The sequence below is a fragment of the Myxococcus sp. SDU36 genome (assembly GCF_030168875.1).
Classification (GTDB): domain Bacteria; phylum Myxococcota; class Myxococcia; order Myxococcales; family Myxococcaceae; genus Myxococcus; species Myxococcus vastator.
In genome coordinates this window covers 2,697,700-2,721,849 of the sequence record NZ_CP077414.1, presented here as the reverse complement: position 1 = coordinate 2,721,849, position 24,150 = coordinate 2,697,700, and the positions used below count along the sequence as shown (strand labels likewise).

At 71.6% G+C, this 24,150-nt stretch carries 16 protein-coding genes and 2 pseudogenes; 3 read left to right on the top strand and 15 right to left on the bottom strand.

The window, feature by feature from the left end; translation table 11 throughout:
- Positions 1-32: 32 nt before the first annotated feature.
- On the top strand, positions 33-446 hold the full coding sequence (locus KGD87_RS10545) for a DNA-binding response regulator (RefSeq protein WP_284667333.1): 414 nt from the start codon (positions 33-35) through the stop codon (positions 444-446).
- Positions 439-936: a DUF6232 family protein gene (locus tag KGD87_RS10540; RefSeq protein WP_284667332.1), complete on the top strand. Its 498-nt coding sequence runs from the start codon at positions 439-441 to the stop codon at positions 934-936. The genes KGD87_RS10545 and KGD87_RS10540 overlap by 8 nt, the downstream gene beginning before the upstream one ends.
- Positions 937-962: 26 nt before the next feature.
- On the opposite strand, the gene KGD87_RS10535 is transcribed toward KGD87_RS10540, so the two are convergent.
- The 13 genes and pseudogenes from KGD87_RS10535 to KGD87_RS10475 form a co-directional block, all read right to left on the bottom strand.
- Positions 963-1,955: a sulfotransferase family protein gene (locus KGD87_RS10535; RefSeq protein WP_284667331.1), complete on the bottom strand. Its 993-nt coding sequence runs from the start codon at positions 1,953-1,955 to the stop codon at positions 963-965.
- Positions 1,952-2,158, bottom strand: coding sequence for a Nif11-like leader peptide family natural product precursor (locus tag KGD87_RS10530; protein WP_284667329.1), 207 nt, complete (start codon positions 2,156-2,158; stop codon positions 1,952-1,954). The genes KGD87_RS10535 and KGD87_RS10530 overlap by 4 nt, the downstream gene beginning before the upstream one ends.
- Positions 2,148-2,729, bottom strand: a complete 582-nt coding sequence (locus tag KGD87_RS10525; protein WP_284667328.1) for an aspartyl/asparaginyl beta-hydroxylase domain-containing protein — start codon at positions 2,727-2,729, stop codon at positions 2,148-2,150. The genes KGD87_RS10530 and KGD87_RS10525 overlap by 11 nt, the downstream gene beginning before the upstream one ends.
- 38 nt (positions 2,730-2,767) lie before the next feature.
- Entirely contained in the window at positions 2,768-4,552 is a 1,785-nt protein-coding gene (locus tag KGD87_RS10520; RefSeq protein WP_284667327.1) for a GAF domain-containing protein, read from the bottom strand.
- Positions 4,553-4,639: 87 nt separating this feature from the next.
- The gene (locus KGD87_RS10515) at positions 4,640-5,206 is read right to left on the bottom strand and encodes a hypothetical protein (RefSeq protein WP_284667326.1); all 567 of its coding nucleotides are present in this window, start codon (positions 5,204-5,206) and stop codon (positions 4,640-4,642) included.
- A complete protein-coding gene (locus KGD87_RS10510; RefSeq protein ID WP_284667325.1) occupies positions 5,203-5,667 on the bottom strand; it encodes a MarR family winged helix-turn-helix transcriptional regulator in 465 nt (154 codons plus the stop codon). The genes KGD87_RS10515 and KGD87_RS10510 overlap by 4 nt, the downstream gene beginning before the upstream one ends.
- 186 nt (positions 5,668-5,853) lie before the next feature.
- Entirely contained in the window at positions 5,854-7,296 is a 1,443-nt protein-coding gene (locus KGD87_RS10505) for a CHASE2 domain-containing protein (protein WP_284667324.1), read from the bottom strand.
- A gap of 71 nt (positions 7,297-7,367) precedes the next feature.
- Positions 7,368-8,528, bottom strand: a complete 1,161-nt coding sequence (locus tag KGD87_RS10500) for a FecR family protein (RefSeq protein WP_284667323.1) — start codon at positions 8,526-8,528, stop codon at positions 7,368-7,370.
- Positions 8,528-15,568, bottom strand: a pseudogene (locus KGD87_RS37050) (Ig-like domain-containing protein). The gene KGD87_RS10500 and the pseudogene KGD87_RS37050 overlap by 1 nt, the downstream one beginning before the upstream one ends.
- A 360-nt stretch (positions 15,569-15,928) precedes the next feature.
- Positions 15,929-17,005, bottom strand: a pseudogene (locus KGD87_RS37045) (DUF3344 domain-containing protein); the annotation flags it as partial.
- Positions 17,006-17,490: 485 nt separating this feature from the next.
- Positions 17,491-17,871, bottom strand: coding sequence for a response regulator (locus tag KGD87_RS10485; RefSeq protein WP_284667319.1), 381 nt, complete (start codon positions 17,869-17,871; stop codon positions 17,491-17,493).
- A gap of 110 nt (positions 17,872-17,981) precedes the next feature.
- The gene (locus tag KGD87_RS10480; protein WP_284667318.1) at positions 17,982-19,349 is read right to left on the bottom strand and encodes a sigma-54-dependent transcriptional regulator; all 1,368 of its coding nucleotides are present in this window, start codon (positions 19,347-19,349) and stop codon (positions 17,982-17,984) included.
- Positions 19,346-21,469, bottom strand: a complete 2,124-nt coding sequence (locus tag KGD87_RS10475) for a PAS domain-containing sensor histidine kinase (protein ID WP_284667317.1) — start codon at positions 21,467-21,469, stop codon at positions 19,346-19,348. Before KGD87_RS10475 ends, KGD87_RS10480 begins: the two co-directional genes overlap by 4 nt.
- Positions 21,470-21,656: 187 nt before the next feature.
- Between KGD87_RS10475 and KGD87_RS10470 the strand changes: the two genes are divergently transcribed.
- Positions 21,657-22,847: a fatty acid desaturase family protein gene (locus tag KGD87_RS10470; RefSeq protein ID WP_284667316.1), complete on the top strand. Its 1,191-nt coding sequence runs from the start codon at positions 21,657-21,659 to the stop codon at positions 22,845-22,847.
- A gap of 19 nt (positions 22,848-22,866) precedes the next feature.
- On the opposite strand, the gene KGD87_RS10465 is transcribed toward KGD87_RS10470, so the two are convergent.
- Both KGD87_RS10465 and KGD87_RS10460 read right to left on the bottom strand, forming a co-directional pair.
- Positions 22,867-23,550: a phosphoribosyltransferase gene (locus KGD87_RS10465; protein ID WP_284667315.1), complete on the bottom strand. Its 684-nt coding sequence runs from the start codon at positions 23,548-23,550 to the stop codon at positions 22,867-22,869.
- Positions 23,551-23,695: 145 nt separating this feature from the next.
- On the bottom strand, positions 23,696-23,917 hold the full coding sequence (locus tag KGD87_RS10460) for a hypothetical protein (RefSeq protein WP_284667314.1): 222 nt from the start codon (positions 23,915-23,917) through the stop codon (positions 23,696-23,698).
- Positions 23,918-24,150: the final 233 nt, after the last annotated feature.

Here is a 24,150-nt window from a genome sequence, read left to right as displayed (position 1 = left end):
CAGCGGGCATGGGCATTGCTTGATGTCGCGACGTGAGGTCTTCGTCCATCGCCCGTGCCCTCCTGCTCGGAGGGGATGCGTCGCTCAGCTCGCTCCTGAGGGACGTGCTGGCGGAGCTGGGCATCGCGCTGGAGTCGGGCGCGCCGGCCGGTGGGTGTCCGGACCTCGTGCTCGTCCACGTCGAGCGGGGTGAGAGTCTCCAGCGTCGGCTTCAGCGCGCCCGGGAGCTTTCGCCGCAGCGGCCCATCATCGCGTTGGTGCCCTTCGCCGATGAGCGGCTGATGGGACTCGCCCTGCGGCTGGGCGCCCGCGACTGTTTCGCGTTGGGCCGCCCGCTCGGTGAGCTGCGCCGGGTGTTGCTGGCCCACGTTCCAGGTCACCCGAGCTCCGTATTCATCTCTCCCGGCGGGGCCGTGCCGCCGTCGACCGAGTCGCCCCATGATTGAGCCTCTCGCCGTGTCCTTGGTGCCCGCCACTCCCGCGTTTCCGGACCGCCCGCTCGTCGCGCCGTCCGCTCCTTCCGAAGTGTCGCTCTTCCAGGACGCCGGTCTGCGAGTGACGACCGAGCGGGTCGTCGCCCGGGGCAGGACGCTGCTGCTCGCGGACGTCCAGCGGGTGGAGACGGTGCGGCGCACGCCTCGCATGGTCCCCGTGCTGGCCACGCTGGCGCTGTGCATGAGCGTGGGGTTGCCGGCGCTGTCCGCGCTGTCCGTCTCCAGCAGCACGGCGAAGGGTGTCTACGAGGCGGCGCTGGTCGCCGTCGTCATGGTCATCTTCGGGTGCATCGCGCGGCTCGTCCTGGCCGAGGAGTCGTACCGGCTGGTGCTGCATACCCGCGCTGGCTCCTGGCGCGTGCGCGCGAGCAAGGACCTGAAGTCCCTCGTGCTGCTCGCCGGGCTCATCCAGGACGCCGTCGCGGCGCGGCGCCGGCACTGAGCGGGCGCAGGTGGCCCTGGCCCATGCTACAGCCCGTCATCCCCGCGCAGGCGTTCGGCTTCCAGCGCGTCGTGGATGGGACGGCCCCACTGCTCCGCCAGGGCCCGTCCATGCGATGAGACGCGGCGAGCCTTCTCCTCCGTGTCGTCCTCGAAGGGCAGCACGGGGTTCTTCGCGTTCCGCTCCAGGACGTCGCGCAGGCGCGAGGCGTCCTCGGCCGTCGGCTCCAGACCGAACAGCGCCGTGAGCACTCGCAGCCCCTCCGGCTGGAGCTGCCGGTAGTCCATCAGCCGCGCCGTGCCTGTCCGCGCGCGATAGCCTCGCAGGCCCGCGTCGCAGATGGCCGCGAGGACGCGCGCGCCGTACTCGTCCATCGGCATGCCTTCCAATTGCCCGGCCTCCAGGCCCAGGTGCGCGGGGTTCAGCAGTCCCGGCAGCATGTGCGCGCCCCGGTGATTCTGATGCGACGCCATCACCTCCACCGGGTCCCGGTAGAGGAACATCCACGGCACACCGGGAAAGGCGCGCTGAAGCAGCGGAAGCTCCAGGATGTGCCACGCGTCCAGCTTGAGGAACACCGCGCGCTCCTCTGGATGGCGCTGCTGTCCCAGGGCGCCCACCACCGCGCGCAGCCATTCGATGCGCTGGGTGTCCGTGACTCCTGGCAGGAGTTGGTGCGCGCGCAGCACCGTGTCCACGGGGCCGGCTTCGGACAGCACGATGTGGCGTGGCAGCGCGGCCAGCAGTTGCGCCACCAGCGTGGAGCCGCAGCGGGACATGTGGAAGACGAGCCCGCGCACCGGCAGGCCGGGCTGCCGGGCGTGTCGTTCCATCAGCGCGTCCATGGACGTCTGATGCCGGAAGAGCAGGGCGAAGGGGTGTCGAAGCCGCCGCTCCAGCGTCTCGTCGAAGAACGGGTCCGTGAAGCGCTGGCCCCCCAGGTGGCACCAGTCCACGCGCGGCTGCCCGTCGTCCACATGGATGCGCGCGGGCACCCAGCCCTCCAGGTCCGGTGTCATATCCACCGCTCCCGCCAGACCCGGCGAGCGGCGCGCAGGGCTTCGTGGAGGTCCTCGGCGGTGAAGTAGTAGCCGTGCGCGGCGCCCAGCTCGATGGCGCGTGACATGAAGGCCGCGGTGTCCGACGTCTCCCGCAGCGCGTCCTGGAGCGTGACGTCCTCCAGGACGCGGAGACGGAAGCGCTCGAAAGCCTCAGCGCCCATTCACGGCCCCCGTGAAGACGCCTCGCAGCCAGTCATTCACGTCGCAGTCCAGCACCAGGTGGACGCGGTCGGTGTCGCTGGGGTTGTCCACCCGGTGGGGACGGTTGAAGTCCAGGTACCAGCACTCACCGGGCTGGAGGACGACGCGCTCGCCTCCGAGGAAGAAGGCCACGTCGGGGTGCGTGGTGATGGGGACGTGGAGCCGCACCTCGCCGTCCGCGTAGCCCAGGTTGTAGTCCGTGTGCTCGCGGATGCGCGCGCCCGCCGCGAGCTTCAACAGCCGCGCGGCGCCGATGGGACACTGGAACGTGGCGAGCACGGCGCGCAGCGCGGGGCAGCGCGCGAGCAGCGGCGTGTCGGCGTAGCGCTCGCGCCCCGTCGGGTCCGGATAGATGCGGCCTTCCATTCCGCCAATGGAGCGCAGGGGTACGCCGCTCCACTCGCCCTCGTATTCGCGCTTGTTGAAGTGGGGAACCCAGGCCTCGGTGGGCAGGGCCGCGAGCTCTTGCTGGAGCGGCGCGGCGTCGAAGTGGAAGGGCAGGCGGAGGCGGTCGGGCACGGGCGTCGACATGCGGTGCTCCTCGTCGCGGTGAAGGGTTCCAGCGTGGCTCATGCCAGCCGCGGAGGCCGGTGCTCCGTCTTGGCCCGGATGAGCGCCGTCTGGGCGCGGGCCAGCGTCCCCTGCGGGTCCTCCTCGCCCTCGACAGTCACGGTCGCGGACACCAGCTCAGGCGCGCCCGAGGTGTCGTGCAGCTTCTTGCGCTGCGCTTCGGCCCGCGTCGCGTCCACGCCAGGAAGAGCCAGGAGGAACGTCCCACCTTCCCAGCGCACCGCGAAGCCTCCAGGGACGCCCAGGGCTTCGATGATGTGTGCGCCGTCTCGCAGGGTGGCGTCTCCCGCGTCGAAGCCCTTTGTCGCGTTGATGTGTCCCAGGCCCACCAGGTCCGCGAGCAGCACGCTGAAGGGCTTTCCATCCCTGCGGCAGCGGCCAATCTCGCGCAGCACCCGTTCTTCGCCCACGCGCCGCGAGTCCAGTCCCGTCAGCGCGTCCACCCGGTGCTGTCGCTCCCGCTCCTCACGGGCTGGCCGGCTGTGTCCGGTGTCGGCGAGCGCCAGCATCTGCGCCATGCCGCCAGGGATGGGGAAGGGCCGGGCCACCCAGCGCAGCCGGCGCGGCTGGGGACGCTCCAGGACGAGCGTGAGGCGGAGGCCTCGGGACGACTCTGAGGCCAGGTCGAGCTGCCGCAGCGTGCTCGCCGGGTCCGCGGTGAGTCCCGCGACGTGCTGGCAGAAGGCCTCGAACGTCATGGCCGGGAAGGGCTCTGGCGGCAGGCCGAGCAGGTCCGTCATCGCGGCGTTGCACGCGTGAGGCTTGCGCCCAGGCGCCACCAGCAGCGCCGCCACGTCCAGGGCCTGCACCGCATCGCGCAGGAGTCCCAGGGCCGATGCTTCGGTGAGCGCGGGCTCCGCCTGGGACTTCTCGGCGGCCTGGTTCACCCGGGCCCGCTGTTCCAGGTCCTCGGCGACGCGGTTCGCGAGCTCCCGCAGCGCGGCCAGGTCCTCGGCGCCGAGGACGAGCGGTCGCGTGTCGATGACGCACAGCGAGCCCAGGACCTCGCCCGTGGAAGTCAGCAGCGGCGCGCCCGCGTAGCTGCCCACGACGCCGTCGCGCACCAGCGGGTTGTCACGGAAGTACGGATGGCGCCGGGCGTCCGGTACGACGAGCGGCTCGCGCCCCTGCACCACGTGGTGACAGAACGCCCAGTCGCGCGGCGTGCCCCGGTCCTTCGCGAGAGCGGGTGGCAGGCCGACGTGGGCCTTGAACCACTGGCGCTCGCCCAGCACCAGCGTCAGCAACGCCACGGGAACACCGAAGGCCTGGGCGACCTCCTTCACGAGCTGCTGGAGCTCCGCCTCGGGGGGGCCGTTGTCGACCAGGTGCATGGCCGCGATGCTCGCCAGCCGTTGCCGCTCCTGCTCGCCGGACACCTCCGTCGCGGGGGGCTGTGACGCGAGCTGTCCGGTGAGCACGCGCCGCAGGGTCTCCCGCATCAGCTCCGAGGAGGCCCGGCGGCTGAGCAACGCGTGGATGCCCAGCGCCTCTTTGAGCTGCCATGCGCGGACGCGCAGCTCGTCGAAGGCGGTAATCACCACGACCTGCGTCTCGGCGGAGTCTTCCTGTTCCCGAAGCCACGTCAGCAGCGTGAAGCCGTCCAGCCGGGGCAGCGCCAGGTCCGTGACGAGCAGCAGGGGCGCCCCGCGCTGGCGCACGACGTCTTGGGCCTCCGCGCCATCCTTGGCGACGACGCCTTCCAGGCCCTCCTCCGCCACCAGGGACAAGAGGCCAGCGGCTCGCTGCGGGTCGGGCTCGGCGATGAGGGCGTAGCGGCGCATGCGGGAGCGGGGATGCTGCCACGGCTGCTGGCTGGCTCAAGGCTCCGTGTGACGCAGGGGGGCCTGGAGCCGCTGTTTGGCTGTCCGCTAGTCCTGGCGCATCGCGTCGTGCGTCGGCGGCGCCGAAGACGTGAGGCGCTGCCACGTCGGCTCATCGACGACCTGTTGCTTCCACGCCGCGTGGCATGAGGTGCACGTTTGCAACGTCGCGCCCAACTCCGTCAGCACCTGAGCGCGGTCGCGATCCCGAGCCGCCGCGGAGATGCGGTCGGCGGTGTGATGGAAGTTGAGCGCCTGCGCCGTGAAGCCCGGCGCGCCGGCCCCCATGTGCGTGCACATCTGGCCCATCTGCTCGGAGAAGCCGATGCGCCCCGCAGCTTGCTCGACGCCAGCGAAGTCATCGGTGGCGAGCGCCGCGACGATTTCCTGCACGGCCACGAGGTGGTCGCGCATGTTCTGCTTCTGGTGGTTCGCCATCATCGGCAGGAGCGGCACCGGAGCGCGCGTGTCCATCCGGTCAAGCGCGCCAGCCGCCGAGGCAGTGCCTGGCGCCGTTGCGGCGCTGGAGGTCGTCGCAGGTGCTGGCGGTGACTCGCGCGAGCACGCGCCGAGGACGGCGAGGATGTAGGTCAATGCAAGCACGGCGCGGCTCATTCAGGAGGCCTTTCTTCGAAGGGAACGGCAGGTGAAGCCTTGAGGGCGTCGACGAGGTACTGCAACGCGGCGATGACGTCGGCGCGACGGGGCTCGGGGATGCCTCCGAGCAACGCGCCGAAGCGGGCTCGGCTCGCGCCGTCGACTTCCTTCGCGAGGCGAGCGCCGCGTGAGGTCAGCGAGACGAGCCGGCTGCGGCCGTCGCGCTCGCTCGGGCGCTGCTGGAGGTGGTTCGCGCGGACCATCTTCGCGCAGAGCCGCGCGACATTGCTCTTGTCAATGCCCAGCTCGGCCCCGAGCGCCTGCTGGGTGAGCTCCCCCTGCACGAGCAGCACCATGAGCGCGTGCGCGTGAGCCATTGAGAGCGGCTTGCCACACGGCGTGCTCTCCGCCGCGAGCGCGCCGAATCGGCGGAAGAATCGCTGGGTGATACGGCGGAGCTCGTCGACAGCGTCTGGCATCGAGCCTTTGCTAGCATGAAACTGGTTGTGTACGCAATTAGTTGCTTTTGGGGCCTCTGAGCCGAGCAGATATCTCAAGCGCCTGAAAGCCGTCGGGAATCGGCCACGCGCTGCGCGCCCAGCACTGTGTCCAGGACGGGTCAACGCCCGCGTCGTGTGTCGAAGTCTTGGGTTGGGTGAGACGGCTCAGTCGGCCGTATCGGGTTGCGCAGGCGTGCTTTGAGTTCTGTCTGGTACAGAGGCCTGGGGGTAGCGGATGAAGAGCCGGCGAAGGGCGCCGCGCTGCCGGCCCATCTCCTGCGCGCGCGACGCCGCGTCCACCACCAGCATCAGCGTCAGGCCCACCCACGAGGGGACCAGGGGAAGGACCCAGCCCGGGTCCGACGCCAGCCACGCCACCAGCGCCGTGTGCAGGACGGCGAGCGTCACCGCCCACCGGAGGACCGCGCCGGACGTGCGCGCGCGCCGGCAGAACCAGGCGAAGGCCGCGAGCACCGCCGCGGTCTCCAGAACGCCCAGCAGCGCCACCCGCCCCGACGAGCGCATCAGCCGACCCGAGCGCAGGTTGTCCAGGGCGAAGGCGTGAATCTCCACGCCGGGCACGGCCACCTGGCCGGGCAGGGTGCTCTGTCCATGCAGCCCCGTGGCGGTGACACCCACGAAGACTGTCTTGCCGCGCAGCGCCAGGTCCAGGCCCACCGAGCGCGGGTCCGCGTGCAGCAGGTCCGCCAGGCTCACCCGGGGCAGCCAGTTGGGCGCGGGCAGCCGCATCAGCGGTGCGCCATGGTCCACGGCCGCCCGTTCGCGCAGGGGCTCCGCCCGTTCGGGCATCAGGTGCAGCGCGGTGGCCAGCGCCAGGGAGGGCCAGGCCTGCCCGCTGACGCCCACGGCGTAGGGATAGCGCCGGATGACGCCGTCGCCGTCCACCAGCATGTTGAGGGTTCCACTGCCCCGGGCCGCCATGCGCAGGGGCGCGATGCTCCCCGCCACCTCCTGGGCCTGGAGCCGCAGCGCCTGGGCGGGCAGGGCCAGCGGCGTGCCCAGGGCGCCATCCCCGAGGGGCGCCATCACCGGGACGTCGTCCGTGAGCGCGGCGGCTCCCAGGACGACACCGTGCCCTTCTGAAATCGCCTCGGCCAGCCGGGCATCGCCGTCACGCGCGCGGAGCCGTGCCTCCAGCTCCGCCGCCAAGGCTTCGCCCGCGGGCTGCTCCGTCAACCCCGAGCGGCGCAGCGCCTCCAGGATGTCCTCACCCAGCTCCAGCGCGTCACGCGGCCCGGGCTGGTCGAAGACGACGTCCACCGCCACGGCCGCGGGGCGCTGGGCGGTGAGCGCCTGGAAGGCGCGGGCCCACGTGGTGCGTGACAACGGCCAACGCTCACCCAGCGTCGCGAGGGCGCGGTCATCCACTTCCACCAACACCAGGTCCGCGCTGGGCGGCACGGCGGGCAACAGCCGGCTCACCGCCTGGTCGTAGAGCGAGCGCTCCAGGAAGCCGGGCGCGCCACCCGTGGCCGCCGTCACCACCGCCAGCGCGAGGCCCACGCACGCGCCCAGTCCCCGCGCCACGGCGGGCGAGGGCGGACGGAGACCGTCGCGGCGGTGGGGCTCGGCGGGACTGGAGTCCATGGGCGGTCCCTGCTAGCAGGCAGGGCCCGGCCATCATGCGTGCGCGGATGGGCGCACGCAATGCAGCAGGCTCAGGGCCGGACGTCGAAGGCGTAGATCTTCGAGGGGAAGCCCACGAAGCCATCACCATCCACGGCCATCACCCGCCAGAACCACTTGCCCTGACGGGGCCTGGGAAGCGCCAGCTCCGCGCTGGCGGTGTCATACGTCTGGACCCCCGAGGCGAAGTCCGCCGTGCGAGCCACCTCCACGCGGTACGTCGCGGCGCCCTCCAGCGTCCGCCAGGACACCTTCGGGGTCGTGGCGAACGCGCCACCCCGAGGGCCCACCAGCGTGGGCGCCGGCAGCAGCGGGCGAGGCGGCTCCGGGGGCGAGCCCGGCTTCGCGCGCGAGCCATGTCCGCCAGAGACTTCGACCTCGGCCTGCTCAGCGCTGAGGGCCACCTTGCCTTCCAGCGTCTCCAGCCGGCTGGTGCCGTCGTCCTGGGCCGACACGCGGAACCGGGTGCCCCGCACACCGGCCACCGCGCCGCGCGCGCGGACCTCGAAGATGGAACCCGCGCCACCCGGCGCCGCGTTCGTCTCCACGGCGCCGCGCAGCAGGTCCAACTGCACCTTGCGCTGGAGGTTCGCCATCAACTCGATGGCGCCCACCTTGATGAGGCTGTTCTCCGCCACGCGCACCGAGCTGCCGTCCGCCAGGGCCAGCTCCGCCTGGGCGTCCGCGCCGGTGCGCAGCAGCTCACCCGGGTAGAGCGAGTCACCCACCGTCCGCGCGCGGAGCTGGGCTTCCGTCGCGCCGGCCTCCACCGCGCCGCTGGCCGCCCGCAGCCGGGCCACCGCGGGCTGGGCGGGCCGCTCCACGTAGGCGAGCTGGAGCTGCGCGGGCTCGCCCTCCGCGGACGGCGGCGCCATGGCGGACACGCGCGTGCGGGGCACGCCCGCCGCCACCAACACGTCCGCGGCCCGCTTCGCCGCGGCCAGGCCCCGGCCGTCCAGCCGGTCCGCGTCCGGGAGCTTCGCCGCCACCGTCACGGAACGGATGGCTGGGCGCGCCAGGAGCGCTTGGGCCACGTGCGCCAGGCACGCGTCCGTCTCCGCGCCCTGGGGCGCCATCGGCCGGCCGAACACCATCCGGCCGCTTTCGAAGCGCAGCCCGCCGCACGGCGCTTGCGCGGCGAACGCGGGCGCACCCGCGAGCACCACCGCCATCATCCAAGGGGCTGTCCGCATCAACGCGTGCCTCCTCCCGTCGAAGGCTCGGCGACCTTCACGATGTTGAACTCGACGCGACGGTTGTTCTCGCGCCCCTTGGCCGTCTTGTTGGTGTCCACGGGCTTCGCCTCACCATAGCCCACCGCGTCCAGCCGCTCCGCCGCGATGCCTTCCTTCACCAGGAAGGCCACCACATTCTTCGCCCGCCGCTGGGACAGGTCCAGGTTCTTCGCGTCGTTGCCCTGGGCATCCGTGTGGCCTTCCACACGGACCACCTGAATCCGCGGGTTCGCCTTGAGCGTGGAGGCCACCTGCCGCAGCAGGCCGTGGGACCTGGCCAGAATCACGTCCCGGCCCGTGCCGAAGTACACCTTGTCCAGGATGACGATGCGCGCGCCCTCCACGCGCACCTGCGCCTTGCCCTTGTCCGGGCAGCCGTCGTCATCCTTCACGCCGTTGATGGTCTCCGCCTCCAGCGGGCACTGGTCCACGGCGTCCGGGATGCCGTCCTGGTCGTTGTCGGGGTCGGGGCAGCCGTCCTCATCCTCGAAGCCGTCCAGGTCTTCCGGTGCGTTGGGGCACAGGTCCTCCGAGTCGACGATGCCATCCTGGTCGGTGTCCACCGGCGCGGGCGGCAGCGCCAGGGGGGCGGGGGCCGGCGCGGGCTGGCCCGCCTCGGAGGGCGGCTGGTGGGCGTTCGGGTCATCCGGGCAGCCGTCCTCGTCCTGGAAGCCGTTGAGGGTCTCCGGCTCGGTGGGGCACACGTCGACGACGTCGGGGATGCCGTCGCCGTCGTCGTCCGGGTCCAGGCAGTTGTCGTCGTCCTGGAAGCCGTCGTAATCCTCCGGCCCCAGGTCGCAGACCGGCGCCGCGGCGGCGGGGCCTGCCTTGGACTCGAACGGCGTGAAGGCCACACCCGCGAGCACGCGGAAGGACGGGGTGCCATAGCCCCGCGACAGGCCCGGGCCCGCGCCCACATGCGCGGCCAGGCCCGGCGTGAAGCGGTACTTCAGCGCGGCCAGGACCTCCAGGGGCCGCTCCTCGGAGCGCGTCTCCTTCAAACCCAGCGCACCCGCCAGGGTGGCCTGCGCCGTCAGGGCCTGCGTGAGGGGCACCTCGGCGCCCACCGCGTAGGCGAACTCGTTGCCCACGCGCAGGTTGCGCAGCTGCTCCTCGCGGCGGACGTTGAAGCCCACGTTGGCCAGCAGGCGGACGGCGGTGGTGGCCCACTCCGCCACGAAGCGCGGCTGGAACGTCACCGTGTCCGAGCCCAGGAACTTCGAGCCGCCGCCCGTGGGCAGCGTCAGGGGCGCCGTCACGGCCAGGTGGAGGCCACTGTCGGTGGAGAGCAGGCGGACCTTCGGCACCAGCCGCAGGTCACCCACGCCGGTGGTCCCCACGCCGTTCGACAGGTCCGGTGCCACGGCGGCGGCGGGCTCGGACGTCGTATGGGAGATGGGCAGCGCCACGCCAAGCTCCACCCGGTCGAACAGGGAGATGGCGCCCATCAGGTCCAGCGTGAGCTGGCTGTCCACGATGCGGTAGAGGAACCGGTCCGCGCGTGGGTCCACGAGGTTGAGCGGGTCATCCGCGTAGTTGAGCGACGCGCCCAGGTTCCAGGACAGATGCGGCGCGATGCGCGCGCCCTGCATGCCGAGCACGTCATAGGCGCCCGGGGCCGGCTTGTACTGCTGCACGTCGATGGCCTGCGACGCCGCGGGTTGGGCGCTGGCGGTGGCCGAAGCCACCAGCAGCAACGGGGCGGCGAGCCGTGTCACGCGGCGAAGGAAGCTGCGCGGTGCGGATGGTGTGTAGTCGGAAAGGGGCATGGCAGGTCGAGGCTGAGACGGGCCCCGTCGAGGAGCCGCGAAGGTTGTCACCGGCGGATGACCGACTCAAGAAACGATGAGCAGGAACATCCGCCGGCGTCGTGACAGAGCGGCGGCGCTGAGTCAGGCGGCCCGGACGGAGCGGCTTCCCGTGCGGCGCAGGCGGCGCAGCAGGGGCAGGGCGAGCAGCCACAGCGCCAGCGGAGCGAAGGTGCCCGCGCCGCCGGTGCTGCAGCCGTGGCCCGCGATGGTGAAGTCGTCGTTGGCGTCCAGCGGGTGGGTCCCGCCGGAGACTTCCTCGCCATCGCTGGCGCCGCCGCCATCCGTGTCGGCGTTGTTCGGGTCCGTCTCGCCGTGGTCGAGCGCGCCGTTGTGGTTGGCGTCCTCCACCCCGTCGTTCAGGCCGTCACCGTCCGTGTCCGGGTCGAGCGGGTCGGTGGGGTTGGTGCCCTGCACCTCCACACCGTCGCTCAGGCCGTCGTCATCCGTGTCCGCGTTGTTGGGGTCGGTCTCCGTGGCGTCGACTCGGCCGTCGTGGTTGGCGTCCTCCTCGCCGTCCATCAAACCGTCGCCGTCCGTGTCCGGGTTCTTCGGGTCGGTGGTGGTGGCCGGGTCCGCGTCCGGAAGGAAGTGGGGCGAGTCGCGGTCCGTGTCCGCCGGAGCGCTCTCCCGCGTCACGCCCAGCTCCGTGCCGTCCAGGATGCCGTCGTTGTCGCTGTCCGGATCCAACGCGTCGATGAGGCCGTCATCATCCGTGTCGGTGATGCCGTCGATGCCGTCCGGAACGCCGTCGGAGTCACTGTCCGCGTTGCGGGGATCGAGCCCCAGCGCGATTTCAGTCGCATCGTCGATGCCGTCGAGGTCGGCGTCGAGGTCGTCCGCGGCCAGCAGCGGATCCGTCTCGTCCGGGTCCACCCGGCCGTTGTGGTTGGCGTCCTCGATGCCGTCACGCACGCTGCCTCCGTCCGTGTCCGGGTTGAGCGGGTCCGTCACCGTCGCCGGGTCCGCGTCCGCCACGAAGCGCGTCATGTCCGTGCCCGTGCCCTGGGGCTCGGTGAGGCCCCGCTCCAGGCCGTCCGACAGCAGGTCGCCGTCGGTGTCCCAGCGCTTCGGGTCCGTCTCTCCCTCGTCGACGATGCCGTCGTGGTTGGCGTCCTCGTTGCCGTCCAGGAGGCCGTCGTCGTCCGTGTCGTCGTCGAGCGGGTCCGTCCCGGCGACCTGCACCTCGATTCCGTCCGGCAGGCCGTCACCGTCCGTGTCGGGGTTGTTCGGGTCGGTGCCCAGCGCGAGCTCCTCCGCGTCCGTGAGGCCGTCGTTGTCCGCGTCGGCGGTGACCACCCAGGTGTAGGTGGCCGGCGTGGCGTCCACGTTGCCCACCGCGTCCACGGCGCGCACCTGGAGCGTGTGCGAGCCCAGCGCCAGGTCGTTGAACGTGGCTGGGTCCGTGCACGGCGCATAGGCCGCGCCGTCCAGGCTGCACTCGTAGGTGACGTTCGGCTCCGAGGCGTCGAAGTCGAACGTGGCCACGGCTGGGGCCTCCGTCAGCGGCGGGCCGCTGGTGATGACCGTCTCTGGCGCCGTGGTGTCCACCGTCCAGGTGTAGCTGGCCGGCGTCGGGTCCACGTTGCCATCGGTGTCGCGGGCACGGACCTCCAGGACGTGCTCGCCGTCAGTCAGGCCGGTCAGCTCGGCCGGGTTGTCGCAGGCCGAGAAGGGCGCACCGTCCAGGCTGCACTCGTAGGTGACGGGAGCCTCATCCGACGCGAAGCCGAAGGTGGCCGTGTCGGAGGCGCTCAGCGCCGGCGGCGTCTGGGTGAAGGTCGTCTCGGGCGGCTCGGCGTCCACGGTGAACGTGTGCGTCACCGCGTCGCTGCTGTTGCCGGCCTCGTCCGTCGCGGTGACGGAGACGGTGTGCGGCCCCTCCGCCAGCGTCGTGCCGACCGGGAGTGTCCACTGGCCGGAGGCATCCGCCTCCACCGTGCCGACGGTGTTGCCGTCGACCACGACCACCACCGTGCCGTGCGGCTCCGCGGTGCCCGTGTACGTCACCGTCGCGGTGTCGAGCACCTCGCCGCTGGCGGGGGCGGTGATGGCCACTGCCGGCGCTTCGGTGTCCACCTCCCAGGCGTGCGTGGCTGGCGTCGTGTCCACGTTGCCCGCGGCGTCCACCGCGCGCACCGCCAGGGTGTGGCTGCCATCCGCCAGCGGACCGAACTGCGACTGCGCCGTGCACGCCGTGAAGGCCGCGCCGTCCAGGCTGCACGCGTATGTCACCGGGGACTCGTTCGAAGAGAAGACGAAGGACGCGAAGGTCTCGTTCGTCAGCGCCTCCGGGCCACTGTCGATGGCCGTGTCCGGCGCCGTGGTGTCCACCGTGAAGGTGACGCTCGCCGGGGCGCTCTCGTTGCCCGCGGAGTCGGTCGCCGTGACGACGGCCGTGTACGTGTCATCACCCAGCGACACCGGCGGCGTGAAGCTCCAGTTGCCGGAGCCGTCCACGGCGATGGGGCCGTAGGTGGTTCCGCCCAATGTCACGTGGACGGACACCGCTCCCTGCGCGGTGCCGGTGAGCGTCACGGTGCCCTCATCGAGCACCGCGCCAGAGGTGGGCGACACGATGACCGGCGCGGCCGGCGGCGTCAGGTCCACCGTCCAGATGTAGTTGGCAGGCGAGGCATCCACGTTGCCCGCGCCGTCCACCGCGCGGACCCACAGGGTGTGCTCGCCCTCGGAGAAGCCCTGGAACGTCACGGGGCTGGCGCAGGCGGCGTACGTCGCGCCATCCACGCTGCACTCGAAGGTGGAGCCCGCCTCGTTGGCCGCGAGCTCGAACGTCGCGGACGTCGCGTTCGTCGGCGAGGTGGGGCCGGACACGATGACGGTGTCAGGCGCCTCCGTGTCCACGGTCCACGCGTGCTCGGCCGGCGTCGGGTCCACGTTGCCCACGGCGTCCACCGCGCGCACGAGGAACAGGTGCTCGCCATCCGCCAGGCCGGTGTATGTCACCGGCGAGGCGCAGGGCGCGAACGACGCGCCGTCCAGGCTGCACTGGAAGCCCACGCCGCCCCCTTCGGAGCGCAGCGCGAAGGTGGCCGACGTCTCGCGCGTGAGCGCCGCCGGAGCGGCGTCAATGAACGTCTCGGGCGCCGTCAGGTCGATGACGAAGCCGTGGGACACCGGGCTGGAGGCGTTCCCCGCCGCGTCCACGCCGGTGGCGATGACAGTGACTGGGCCTTCCGGCTGCGCATCCGGAAGCATGAAGGTCCATTCGCCGTTCGCATCCACCGGGATGGGGCCATACGTGGCGCTGCCCACCTCCAGGTAGACGGAGCTGCCCGCGTCACCCGTGCCGGTGAGGGTCGGCGTCGCGGTGCCCACCTCGGCGCCGCTGGCCGGCGAGACGATGGCCGGCGCCGACGGCGGCACCAGGTCCACCGTCCATGCATGGCTCGCAGGTGTCGGGTCGACGGTGCCCAGGGCATTCACGGCCCGCACCGCCAGCGTATGAGGGCCTTCCGCCAGGCCGCTGAACACCACGGGGCTGACGCAGGACGCGAAGGCCGCGCCGTCCAGGCTGCACTCGAAGCCGACGCCGCCGTTCTCCGTGCGGAGCGTGAAGGTCGCGGACGTCTCGCGGGTGAAGGCCGCCGGGGCGGAGTCGATGAAGGTCTCCGGCGTGGACAGGTCGATGGAGAAGTCATGTGACGCCTCCTCGCTGGTGTTGCCCGCCGCGTCCGTCGCGGTGGCTTCCACGGTGTGCGGTCCCTCGTCGAGGGCCTCCGGGCTGGCGATGCTCCAGTTTCCGTCGCCATCCGCCGTCACCGTGCCCACCACGTCACCGTCCACCACCACCGTCACCTGCGCGTAAGGCTCCGCGGTGCCCTCGAAGACAGGCGTCGCGATGGCAAGGGTGGTGCCGTCGCCGGGCAGGGTGATTTCCGGAGCGTCCGGAGCCACCGTGTCCACGGTGAAGGAGGTGGGGGCGCTCGGGTCGCTCACGTTGCCCGCGGCGTCCGTGGCCGTCACCGTGACGGTGTGAGTCCCCTGGTCCAGCATCACGGGCGGCGTGAAGGTCCAGTCGCCATTCGCATCCACGGGGGCGGTGCCCAGCACGTCGCCATCCACCGTCACCGTCACCAGGATGCCCGGCTGCGCCGTACCGGAGATGACAGGCTGCTGCGTGGGCACCGAGACGCCGTTGGCCGGCACGTCGATGGCGGGCGCGTCCGGCGCGGTGGTGTCCACCGTCCAGGTGCGAGTGGCGGGCGTGGGGTCCACGTTGCCCGCGGCATCCACCGCGCGCACCGCGAAGGTGTGCGCGCCGTCCGCAAGACCCGTCATCGTCACGGGGATGGTGCAGGCGGTGAAGGGCCCACCGTCAAGCGAGCACTCGAAGGTGGCCGGCGTCTCGCTAGAGGTGAAGCTGAACGTCGCCTCGGTGTCCGTCGTCGCGCCCGAGGGGCCACCGGAGAGGGTGGTGTCCGGCGCGATGCTGTCGATGGTCCACGAGTAGACGGCCGGCGTCGGGTCCGTGTTTCCAGCCGCGTCCACGGCGCGGACCTCCAGCGTGTGGTTGCCCTGCGCCAGCGCCGGGAAGGTCATCGGGTCGGTGCAGGGCGTGAACAGCACCGCCCCGTCCAGCCGGCATTCATACGTCACGTCGCTCTCGTTGGCGCTGAAGTCGAACGTCGCGTCCGCGGAGCTGGACAGCAGTGGCGGCGTGCTGGCGAAGGTCGTCTCCGGCGCCACCGTGTCCACCGTCCACGCGCGGGTGGCGGGCGTGGCGTCGACGTTGCCGGCGGCGTCACGGGCGCGCACCGCCAACGTGTGGTTGCCCTGCGCCAGGGACGCATAGACAGCCGGCGAAGCGCAGGACGCGAAGGCCGCGCCGTCCAGGCTGCACTCGTAGGTGACGGGGCTCTCGTTGGACGCGAAGGTGAAGCTCGCGCTGGTGGAGGCCACCGCCCCGGTGGGCCCGGTGAGGATGCTCGTGTCCGGGGCGACGGTGTCGACGGTGAAGCTCACCTGCGTGGGCGGGCTGACGTTGCCGGCCGGGTCACTGGCCGTGACGATGGCGGTGTGCGTGCCCTCCGGAAGCGTCGCGCTGGTGCAGGACCAGGCGCCGGTGGTCGCGTGCGCCGTGGCGCTGCAGACCTCGACGCCATCAATCACCACGCTCACGGTGCTGCCGGGCTCGGCCGTGCCAGTGAAGACGGGCGCGTTCGTCACCACGGTGCTGCCGGGCGCCGGGGCCGTCACCTCGGGCGCGTCCGGAACGGACACGACGATGGTCGTCGGACCGGTGGTGCTGGGGGAAGGGGAGCTGGTCGCGGAGCTGGCGGGCGCGCCGCGCTCACCCTCCGCGGTGATGGTGGCCTGATTGGCGACGACACCCGAGGCATCCGCGTTCACCACGGCGCGGAAGCGGATGCTCGTGCTCTGGTTCAGCGCCAGGCTGCCGCCCAGGGTGGCCGTCGCGCCGGTGCCCAGGCGCACGGTGATGACGCCCGCGGCGCTGACCTCGCCCACGTCGTCTCCCGAAGCATCCGTCACCGCGCCCGCGTTGGGGCCGGAGACCACCTCCAGCGAGTTCGGCACGTAGGTGAGCTGGGAGGGGAGCGGGTCGGTAAGGACGGTCTCGACGCTGACGTCGTCACCGGTGTTGGTGGTGTCGATGGTGTATTCAATGACGTCGCCGCCGCGCAGTGAGCCGTCCGCGCGGGGATTCACGGGCGACGCCGTCTTGTACGTGTTGGTGAAGTCCGGCCGGAGCGTGGCGATGGACGTCGCGAAGGCGCCCAGGATGTAGGAGTCCCCGGAGGACGTCGCGGTCACCGTCATGGAGGTGGCACCGCCCGAGACACGGTCGGTGATGTCCACGATGTCCAGGTCCACGCCGGACATGCTCCCCTGCGCGCCCGTCAGCCGGGGCAGGTCATTGGCATGGGTGGCCGAGCTGCCCAGCTCCGAGCGCGTGCTGTTGAAGAAGTTGTTCGAGGGGTTGCTGCCATCGGAGATGGCCACGCCGTTGACGCGGAGCTGGTCGCCGGTGCGCGTGGCATCCCCTTCGAAGGCCAGCACGCCCAGCTTGGCGTCGAAGCCCGACGGCGGGACGTTGAAGCCGGACAGCGTCACCGTCTGGGGATTGCCGTTGCTGACGTAGTCCATTCCATCGAAGAGCGTCAGGTTGCGGATGGGCGAGTCCGGGTGCCGGTAGAAGACGACCAGCGCCCAGGCGCTGAACGGGTCGGTGCTGTTGAGGCTGCTGATGGGGGCCGCATCCACGTCACTCACCTCGAAGACGCCCGTGCCATGGGCGGCGACCAGGCTGGTGACGTCCGCGGAGGACTCGTAGATGTACCGGCCATTCGGGGAGTAGGTGTGCGTGACGTCGGCGGTCAGCAGTTGTGAGAATGCTCCCGGCCGGCTGAACTCCGCGGTGGTGTCCGGCGTCCGGTTCGACGTGGTGGTGGACAGGTGCGCCGCCCAGTACAGGCGCGCGTACGTCACGACGGCGCCCGCGGGAATCTGCAGCGAGGCCCGCGTCCGCGCCTGCGTGGCCGTCACGGACGTGTCTGCGAAGGCCGCGCCCGACTGGAGGGTCCAGTACACGTCCACGGAGTCGTCCGACGTGTTCGACCCGCAGCTCCCCACGGTGCCCACCATGGGGCCGGGAACGTCGTTGGAGCAGTCCTGGGCCAGCGTGTTGCCAACCATGAGGATGTCGCCGCGCTGATTCGCGGTGTGGCGCAGGACGGGTGCCGCCGTTGCCTGGGCCGCCGATACGGCCACCAGCAGGGCAAGTGCCCAGGGCAGACGTGCGGCAAGAGCCGGGGAATCGCCGTGGGGCGTGAAATCCCTGACAAGTAACTGCCGCCGGGGAGAAGGCTCGCTGGGGGACGGGGCTCGCTCAGTCACGCCGAGGTGCCAGAGCAACCGGGGTGCCAACGTGAAAAAGTAAAATCTCAGCCGAATTGTCTGCGTTTGAAGCCAGCTTGAAACACAACAGCGTGGTGATTGTCCGAAGCCTGGATCTGGTTTCTGGAATCTGGAAACGCGCGCGGTGGGGCGCTTCGCGGCCACGGCGAACGAAAGTCAGGGATTGCTGATTTGGAGCCCGGGTGGACGCGCGCGCGGCGGCAGGGCGCGAACTACACCGCGGTGGCGGCGAGCAGGCGTGAGACGTGCTCGGCCAGCGCGGGCAGCGGCTGCGGCTTGGAGAGCACCAGGTCCACGCCCAGCACCTGCGCGCGGTCGGTGAGCTCCTGGGTGGCGAACGCCGTCAGCAGCACCACCCGCGTCTGGGGGGTGAAGCGGCGCACGAAGTCCGCCAGCATCAGCCCTTCTTCGGAGAGCGTTCCGCTCAAGCGCAGGTCGCTGATGACCAGGTCGTAGCGGCCCGTCGTCATCAAGTCCAACGCTTCATCCAGCGCGCTCGCCGAGTCCACGCGGTAGCCGGCTCCGGAGAAGAACTGGCCCAACACCCAGCAGAGGGAAGACTCGTCGTCGACGATCAGGATGTTCTGGGCCACGGGGCGGGCCCACAAGCAAGCTCAGGGCCAGGGACGGGCTTGTCTCGGTTCCATGTAAATTCCGGTGCTTGCTCCCGCGCTCCGGCCCGTGACGCCGTGCTGCGTCCAGGCTACGGATCCGGCTTCTGGAATCCGGACCGGTTGATGCCCAGGCGCTTGAGCCGCTCGTAGAGGGATGAGCGGGGGATGCCGAGCCGCGCGGCGGCGCGCTCCACGTGCCCGTGCTCGCGGCGGAGGATGCGCTCGATGTGACGGCGCTCCAGCTCCTCGAGGGTGAGGTGGTCGTCGGCATCGGAGGCGGCCTCGCTGGCGACGGCCTCGAAGCGCAAGTCCCCCCGGGACAGGGGCCCGCCGCCGGACAGCAGCACCGCGCGCTCCAGCACGTTGCGCAGCTCGCGGATGTTGCCAGGCCAGGCGTAGCGGGTCAGGGCCGTCTGGGCGTCGGGTTGCAGCCCCACGCCGCCGCGTCCCCGCGCCGCGCCCAGCTCCGCCAGGAAGTGGTGCGCCAGCTCGACGATGTCCTCGGGCCGCTCCCGCAGCGGGGGGACATGGAGGATGAGCGTGCTGACGCGGAAGTAGAGGTCGCTGCGGAACCGCTTGTCGCGGGCGGCCACGCCCAGGTCCTGGTGTGTGGCGGCGATGAGGCGCACCTCCACGCGGCGGTCCCTCACGTCGCCCAGCCGCCGGAAGCGCTTCTCCTCCAGCACCTTGAGGAGCTTGGGCTGGACGGCCGAGTCCATGTCTCCAATCTCATCCAGGAACAGGGTGCCCCGGTCGGCGACCTCCAGCAGGCCCTGCTTGGCGGCCACCGCGCCGGTGAAGGCGCCCTTCTCGTGGCCGAACAGCTCCGAGTCGAGCAGGTCCTTGGAGAGCGCCGCGCAGTTGAGGTCCACGAAGGGCGCGTCCTTGCGCGGGCCGCCTTCATGCAACCAGCGCGCGAGCACGCTCTTTCCGCTGCCCGTCTCCCCGGTGATGAGCACCGGGCTGTCGCTTTCGATGATGCGCTCGGCCTGCGCCTGGAGCGCGCGGATGGCCGCGCTGCCACCCACGAAGGGGTCCACCGCCCCACGGGCGATGCGTGAATGCTCCGCCAGCAGCCGCTGCCGCTCGCGGCGCTGCGCCACCAGCCGGTCCAGCACCACCTTGAGGACGGCCAGCTCCACCGGCTTGGTGAGGAACTGCTCGGCGCCTTCCTTCACGGCCTGGACGGCCAGCTCGATGGAGCCATGGCCGGTGAGCACCACCAGGGGCACCGAGGCGTCGATGTCCTTGAGGCGCGGCAGCAGCTCCAGCGCGGTGCCGTCCGTGAGCCGGTAGTCCACCACGGCCACGTCCGGACGCGTGGCGCGGAACGCCTCCTGCGCCTCGGCGAGGCTGGTGGCCTCGTCCACGTCGAACCCATGGGCGGTGAGGAAGCCCCTCATGCCCAGGCGGATGCCGGGCTCGTCGTCCACGAGGAGGATACGGGTACGCGTCATGAAGCCAGGGAGTCTACGTGCTGGGTTGATACAGGCGAAGAAACAGCTGGAAGCAGCAGGGTGACCTCCGCGCCGCCCTCCGGGTGATTGCGCAAGCGGATGACACCCTGGTGCTCCTCCAGGATGCGCTGGACGATGGACAGGCCCAGGCCCGTGCCGCCGCGCCGCTTGCTGAAGAAGGGCTCGAAGACATGGGGCAGGTCCTCCGAGCGAAAGCCCGGCCCGCCGTCCCGCACGGTGCACCGCACCCAGGCCCGTCCCGCCTCTTCCACCTCCTCCGTCGCCACCCGCACCGCGCTGCCCGACGGGGAATGCTGCACCGCGTTCTCCACCACGTTGCGAAACACGTGAAACAAACGCCGGGCGTCCATGCGAACGCGGGGCAGCTCCGCCGCCAGCTCGCGGTTCACCTGCACACCGGCCCGCTCACTGGCCAGGGCGCACGCGGAGAGCGCATCCGCCACCACCGGGAGCACGGGGCCTTCCACCCATTCGCCGCGGGTGGGGCGGCCGTACTCGAAGAGCTCCTGCGTGAGGTGGTTGAGGCGCTTCACCTCGCCGCGCAGCACATCGACGTAGGGCTTGAGCTCCGCGCGCGCGCCGAACGTCGCCTCCACCGCGTCCACCACCGCGGAGATGGAGAAGAGGGGGTTGCGGACCTCGTGGGCCACGCCCGCGACGATGGCGCCCATGGCGGCCATCGTCTCGCTGCGCCGCAGGCTGGCCTGGAGCTCCAGCAGGCGCGTCACCTCCGTGGCCACCAGGATGATGCGCGAGTCCTCGCCGCCCGCTTCCTCCACCCAGGTGGCGGACACCTCCCACGTGCGGCGGGACACCGGGTCGCCCAGCTCGCGGGTGGCGCTGGCGTGGGTGCGGCGCAGCTCCTCCACCAACGGCAGCGCGTGGGACCAGGGTGGGGCGCTGGCCGCGGTGAACAGCGGCTGGCCGGACGGGTCCATGCCTCCGAAGAGCGCGATGGCGGCGGCGTTGAGGCGCTGGACGGTGCCATCCGCGCCCAGCACCATCAGCGGCGAGGCCACCGCGTCGAAGGTGCGGCGCCATTCCTGGGCGGAGCGGCGGAAGCTGTCATGCAGGCGCTGGCGCAGGTCATCCGCGAGCCGCCGGTCGGTGATGTCGGTGACGACGCAGCCGACATGCAGCTCACCTTGCGCATCCAGCGCGGACGCGGCGGCGCGGCTGCGCACCCAGCGCACGCGGCCGTCGGCGCAGATGAGCCGGTGCTCCAGCTCCGCCTCGGCGCCGGGGGCCAGGCCCTCGATGCGGGCGCGGTAGCGGGCGCGGTCCTCGGGGTGGATCATCTCCGCCCACAGCGGCGGCGGTCCGCCATCCGGCGCGGGCTGGACGAACGCGGAGGCGGCATAGCCGGTGGTGCGCTCGATGACGGGCGTGCAGTAGAAGTCGCGCAGCCTCCCGCCGCGCAGCTTGCCGCCCCACAGGTAGTCCGGCAGCGAGCGCGTGAGCACGTCCAGCCGGCCCTCATGCTCCTGGAGGCTCTTCTCCGCGCGCATGCGCTCGGTGAGCTCGGACATCGCGGCGATGACACCCAGCACCTCGCCGTTCGCGCCGCACACGCGCAGGTAGCTGCCGAACCAGAAGCGGCTCTCGCCCGGCGCGGCGGGCGTCTCCACCTGGAGCAGGGTGTCCTGGATGGAGGCCCCCGTGCTGAGCGCCTGCTGGAGGCGCGGGGCGATGCGCTTGCCCAGGTCGGGCATCACCTCGGTGACGTGCCGGCCCAGGTGGCGCTCCGCGGGCAGGCCATGCATCGCCGCCAGGGCCGCGTTGACGTGAACGTAGCGCAGCTCTCGGTCGAAGAAGGCGAAGCCCACGGGCGTCACGTCCATGACGGCTTCGCGAAGCGCGCTGGCGTCATCCGCGCTGCGCAGGGCGGCGTCCCGTGCGCGGTGCGCGCGCTCCTGGGTTCGCAGGAGCAACAGCGCCAGGGTGCCGCTGACGAGCAGCCCCACCGCGGCGGTGAGGAGGACGCGGGCAGGGGTGCTCACCACCCCGGAGTAGCGCCAGACCCCCTCGACGGCCGCGGAGAGCGTCGTGGCCACCAGGACGGCCAGCAGCAACTGTCGACGGGAAGGGGACTCGTGCATGTGGTGGCCGCGGCAGCTTAACCGCAATCCTCGGCCGGACGGTGGCTCGTCTGGCATTGGCGTGCCGCCCTGGTGGCGTGGCGGACGAGAGAACGGGCCCATGGATTTCCACATCCGGAATTTCAGGTCCTGGGACTAGATTGGAGGTCGCCAACCTGGATGCCCTCACCGAGATGCCAAGCCCACCATGACCCTGGCAGTTCCCCTGCTCGTCGACGAAGCGCCGCGCACGTCTCTTCCCACCTCCCACCCCCACGCGCTCGTCGAGCTGGAAGCCTTCGCCCAGGACCTCCAGGCGCTCAAGCAGGAGCTGGAGTCCTCGCTCGGCGAGGAGGACCTGGCGCACGCGCGGAAGATTGAGCGCTGGGGCCGGGCCTGCTCCGTGCTGGGCTACGCGACGGCGTGGCTGATGCCCAATCCCGTGTCGGCGCTGCTCATCGCGCAAGGCAACACGGCGCGCTGGACGATGATGGCCCATCACGTCACGCACCGAGGCTACGACAAGGTGCCGGGCGTGCCGGCGCGCTACACGGGCAAGCGCTTCGCCACCGGGTGGCGCCGCTTCCTGGAATGGCCGGACTGGATTCATCCCCAGGCGTGGCGGCACGAGCACAACGTGCTGCACCACGGGCACACGGGCGAGACAGCGGACCCGGACCTGGTGGAGATGAACACGGAGTGGCTGCGCCAATCGCGCATGCCCCTGCTGGCCAAGTACGCGCTGGTGGCGTTGTTCGCCTGCACGTGGAAGGTGACGTACTACGCGCCCAACACGTTCCTGGAGTGGCGGCGCTTCGAGCGCAAGCGCGCGGGGGGACCCGACGAGGCGGGCACGCTGCCCCTCATCACCGCCTTCAACCCGTTCAACGCGGAGGGCCGCGCCTTCTGGTGGACGTGCCTGCTGCCCTACGCGGGCCTGCGCTTCGTGCTGCTGCCCGCGCTCTTCGCGCTGCTGGGCGCGTGGGCCGTCCTCAGCGTCTTCGCCAACAGCGTCTTCGCGGAGGTGCTCACCAACATCCAGAGCTTCGTGCTCATCGCGCCCAACCACGCGGGGGACGACCTCTACCGCTTCGAGGGCCGGGCGCGCAGCGGCGCGGAGTTCTCCGTGCGGCAGGTGGTGGACTCGGTGAACTACGCCACCGGCAATGACGTGGTGGACTTCCTCCACGGCTGGCTGAACTACCAGATTGAGCACCACCTCTGGCCCAGCCTGCCCATGACGCGCTACCGGCAGACGCAGCCCAGGGTGAAGGCCTTGTGCGAGAAGCACGGCATCCCCTACGCGCAGGAGAGCGTCTTCCGCCGCGTGAAGCGGCTGGTGGACATCATGGTGGGGCGGACGTCCATGCGCGCGTGGGGGGCGGCTCCGCGCGGCTGAGGTCCGCGGGGGCCCAGACTCAGGCGGAGGAGGGCGGGGCCTCGGTGGAGGACTGTTCCCGGGTCGCCTGGGCGAGCAGGGCGCGCACCTCGTCGTCCTCCGTCTGCGCGAAGTCGCGGTACCAGAGGCCCACGGAATAGAAGGGCGCGGGCACGCGGACGCAGACGACCTCGTCCGCCACCTGGTCCAGGCTTTCGCAGGACTCGGCCGCGCCCACGGGCACGGCGACGATGATGGCCGCGGGCGCCAGGAGCCGCAGCGCCGCCACGGCCGCCCGCATCGTCGTGCCGGTGGCCAGCCCGTCGTCCACCAGGAGGACGGTTCGCCCACGCACGTCGGGGAGCGGCCGGCCTTGCCGATAGCTGTCTTCACGCCGCTGGAGCTCCCAGGCCTCGCGGCGGGCCGCGGCTTCAATCTGTTCGCGGCCGATGTTCAGCGCGTCCACGACTTCACGGTTGAGCACGCGCACGCCCCCGGAGGCGATGGCGCCCATGGCCAGCTCCTCATGGCCGGGCGTGCCGAGCTTGCGGACCCCGAAGATGTCGAGCGGCACCCCGAGCTTCCGCGCGACTTCAACACCCACGGGCACGCCGCCTCGTGGCAGGGCCAGCACCAGGGTGCCGGGTTGCCGCGCGTGGCGCCGCAGGTGGTCCGCGAGCACGCGGCCTGCCTCATGGCGGTCCTGGAATTGGGGCCCTCGCATGCCGCCGCTCCTCGCCGCTCCCTGGCGTGGAACGGGCGCTCGTCAGGAGAAAGCTGGACACGTCGGTGGCCTCGTGGAACGGGGCGGGCGTGGGGGCTGGCACCAGGCGCGCGGCATGCTCGTCCGGACGCGCACCCGGTGGCGCTCACGCGATGATTGCCGGCTGTCCAGGCTGATGGGGCACCGGCGGGTCATGAATGCCGGGCGGCTTGATTTCGGGCGGCTGCGGCGGCTCGATTTCCGGCGGCTGCCGGGTGGGCGGCTCCTCCTTCGGCGGCGCCTGGGGCCCGGGAGGCTCACGCCCGGGCTGCTTGTCGGGGTCGGGGTCCTTCACGGGCGAGTCAGGGGTCGTCGGTACCTCGGGCATGCCGTCTTGCTCCTCTCGGGTTCACCAGCACCCAAGACAGTGGGCACGCCCGAGCTCGCGGGCACCGGCCCCGTTGCCCAGTCAACGCGAGGACCTCCGGGCCCTGGGCCGCCCGGCTGCTGGACAGGCATCCCCCACGGACGCGAGCGGGGCAGCCCCTTCCCGTCTGCTGCACCGCGCCATCGCCGCCTTCACGTTCCGTGGAGCGAAGGACACGAGCCAGAAGGAGGCGG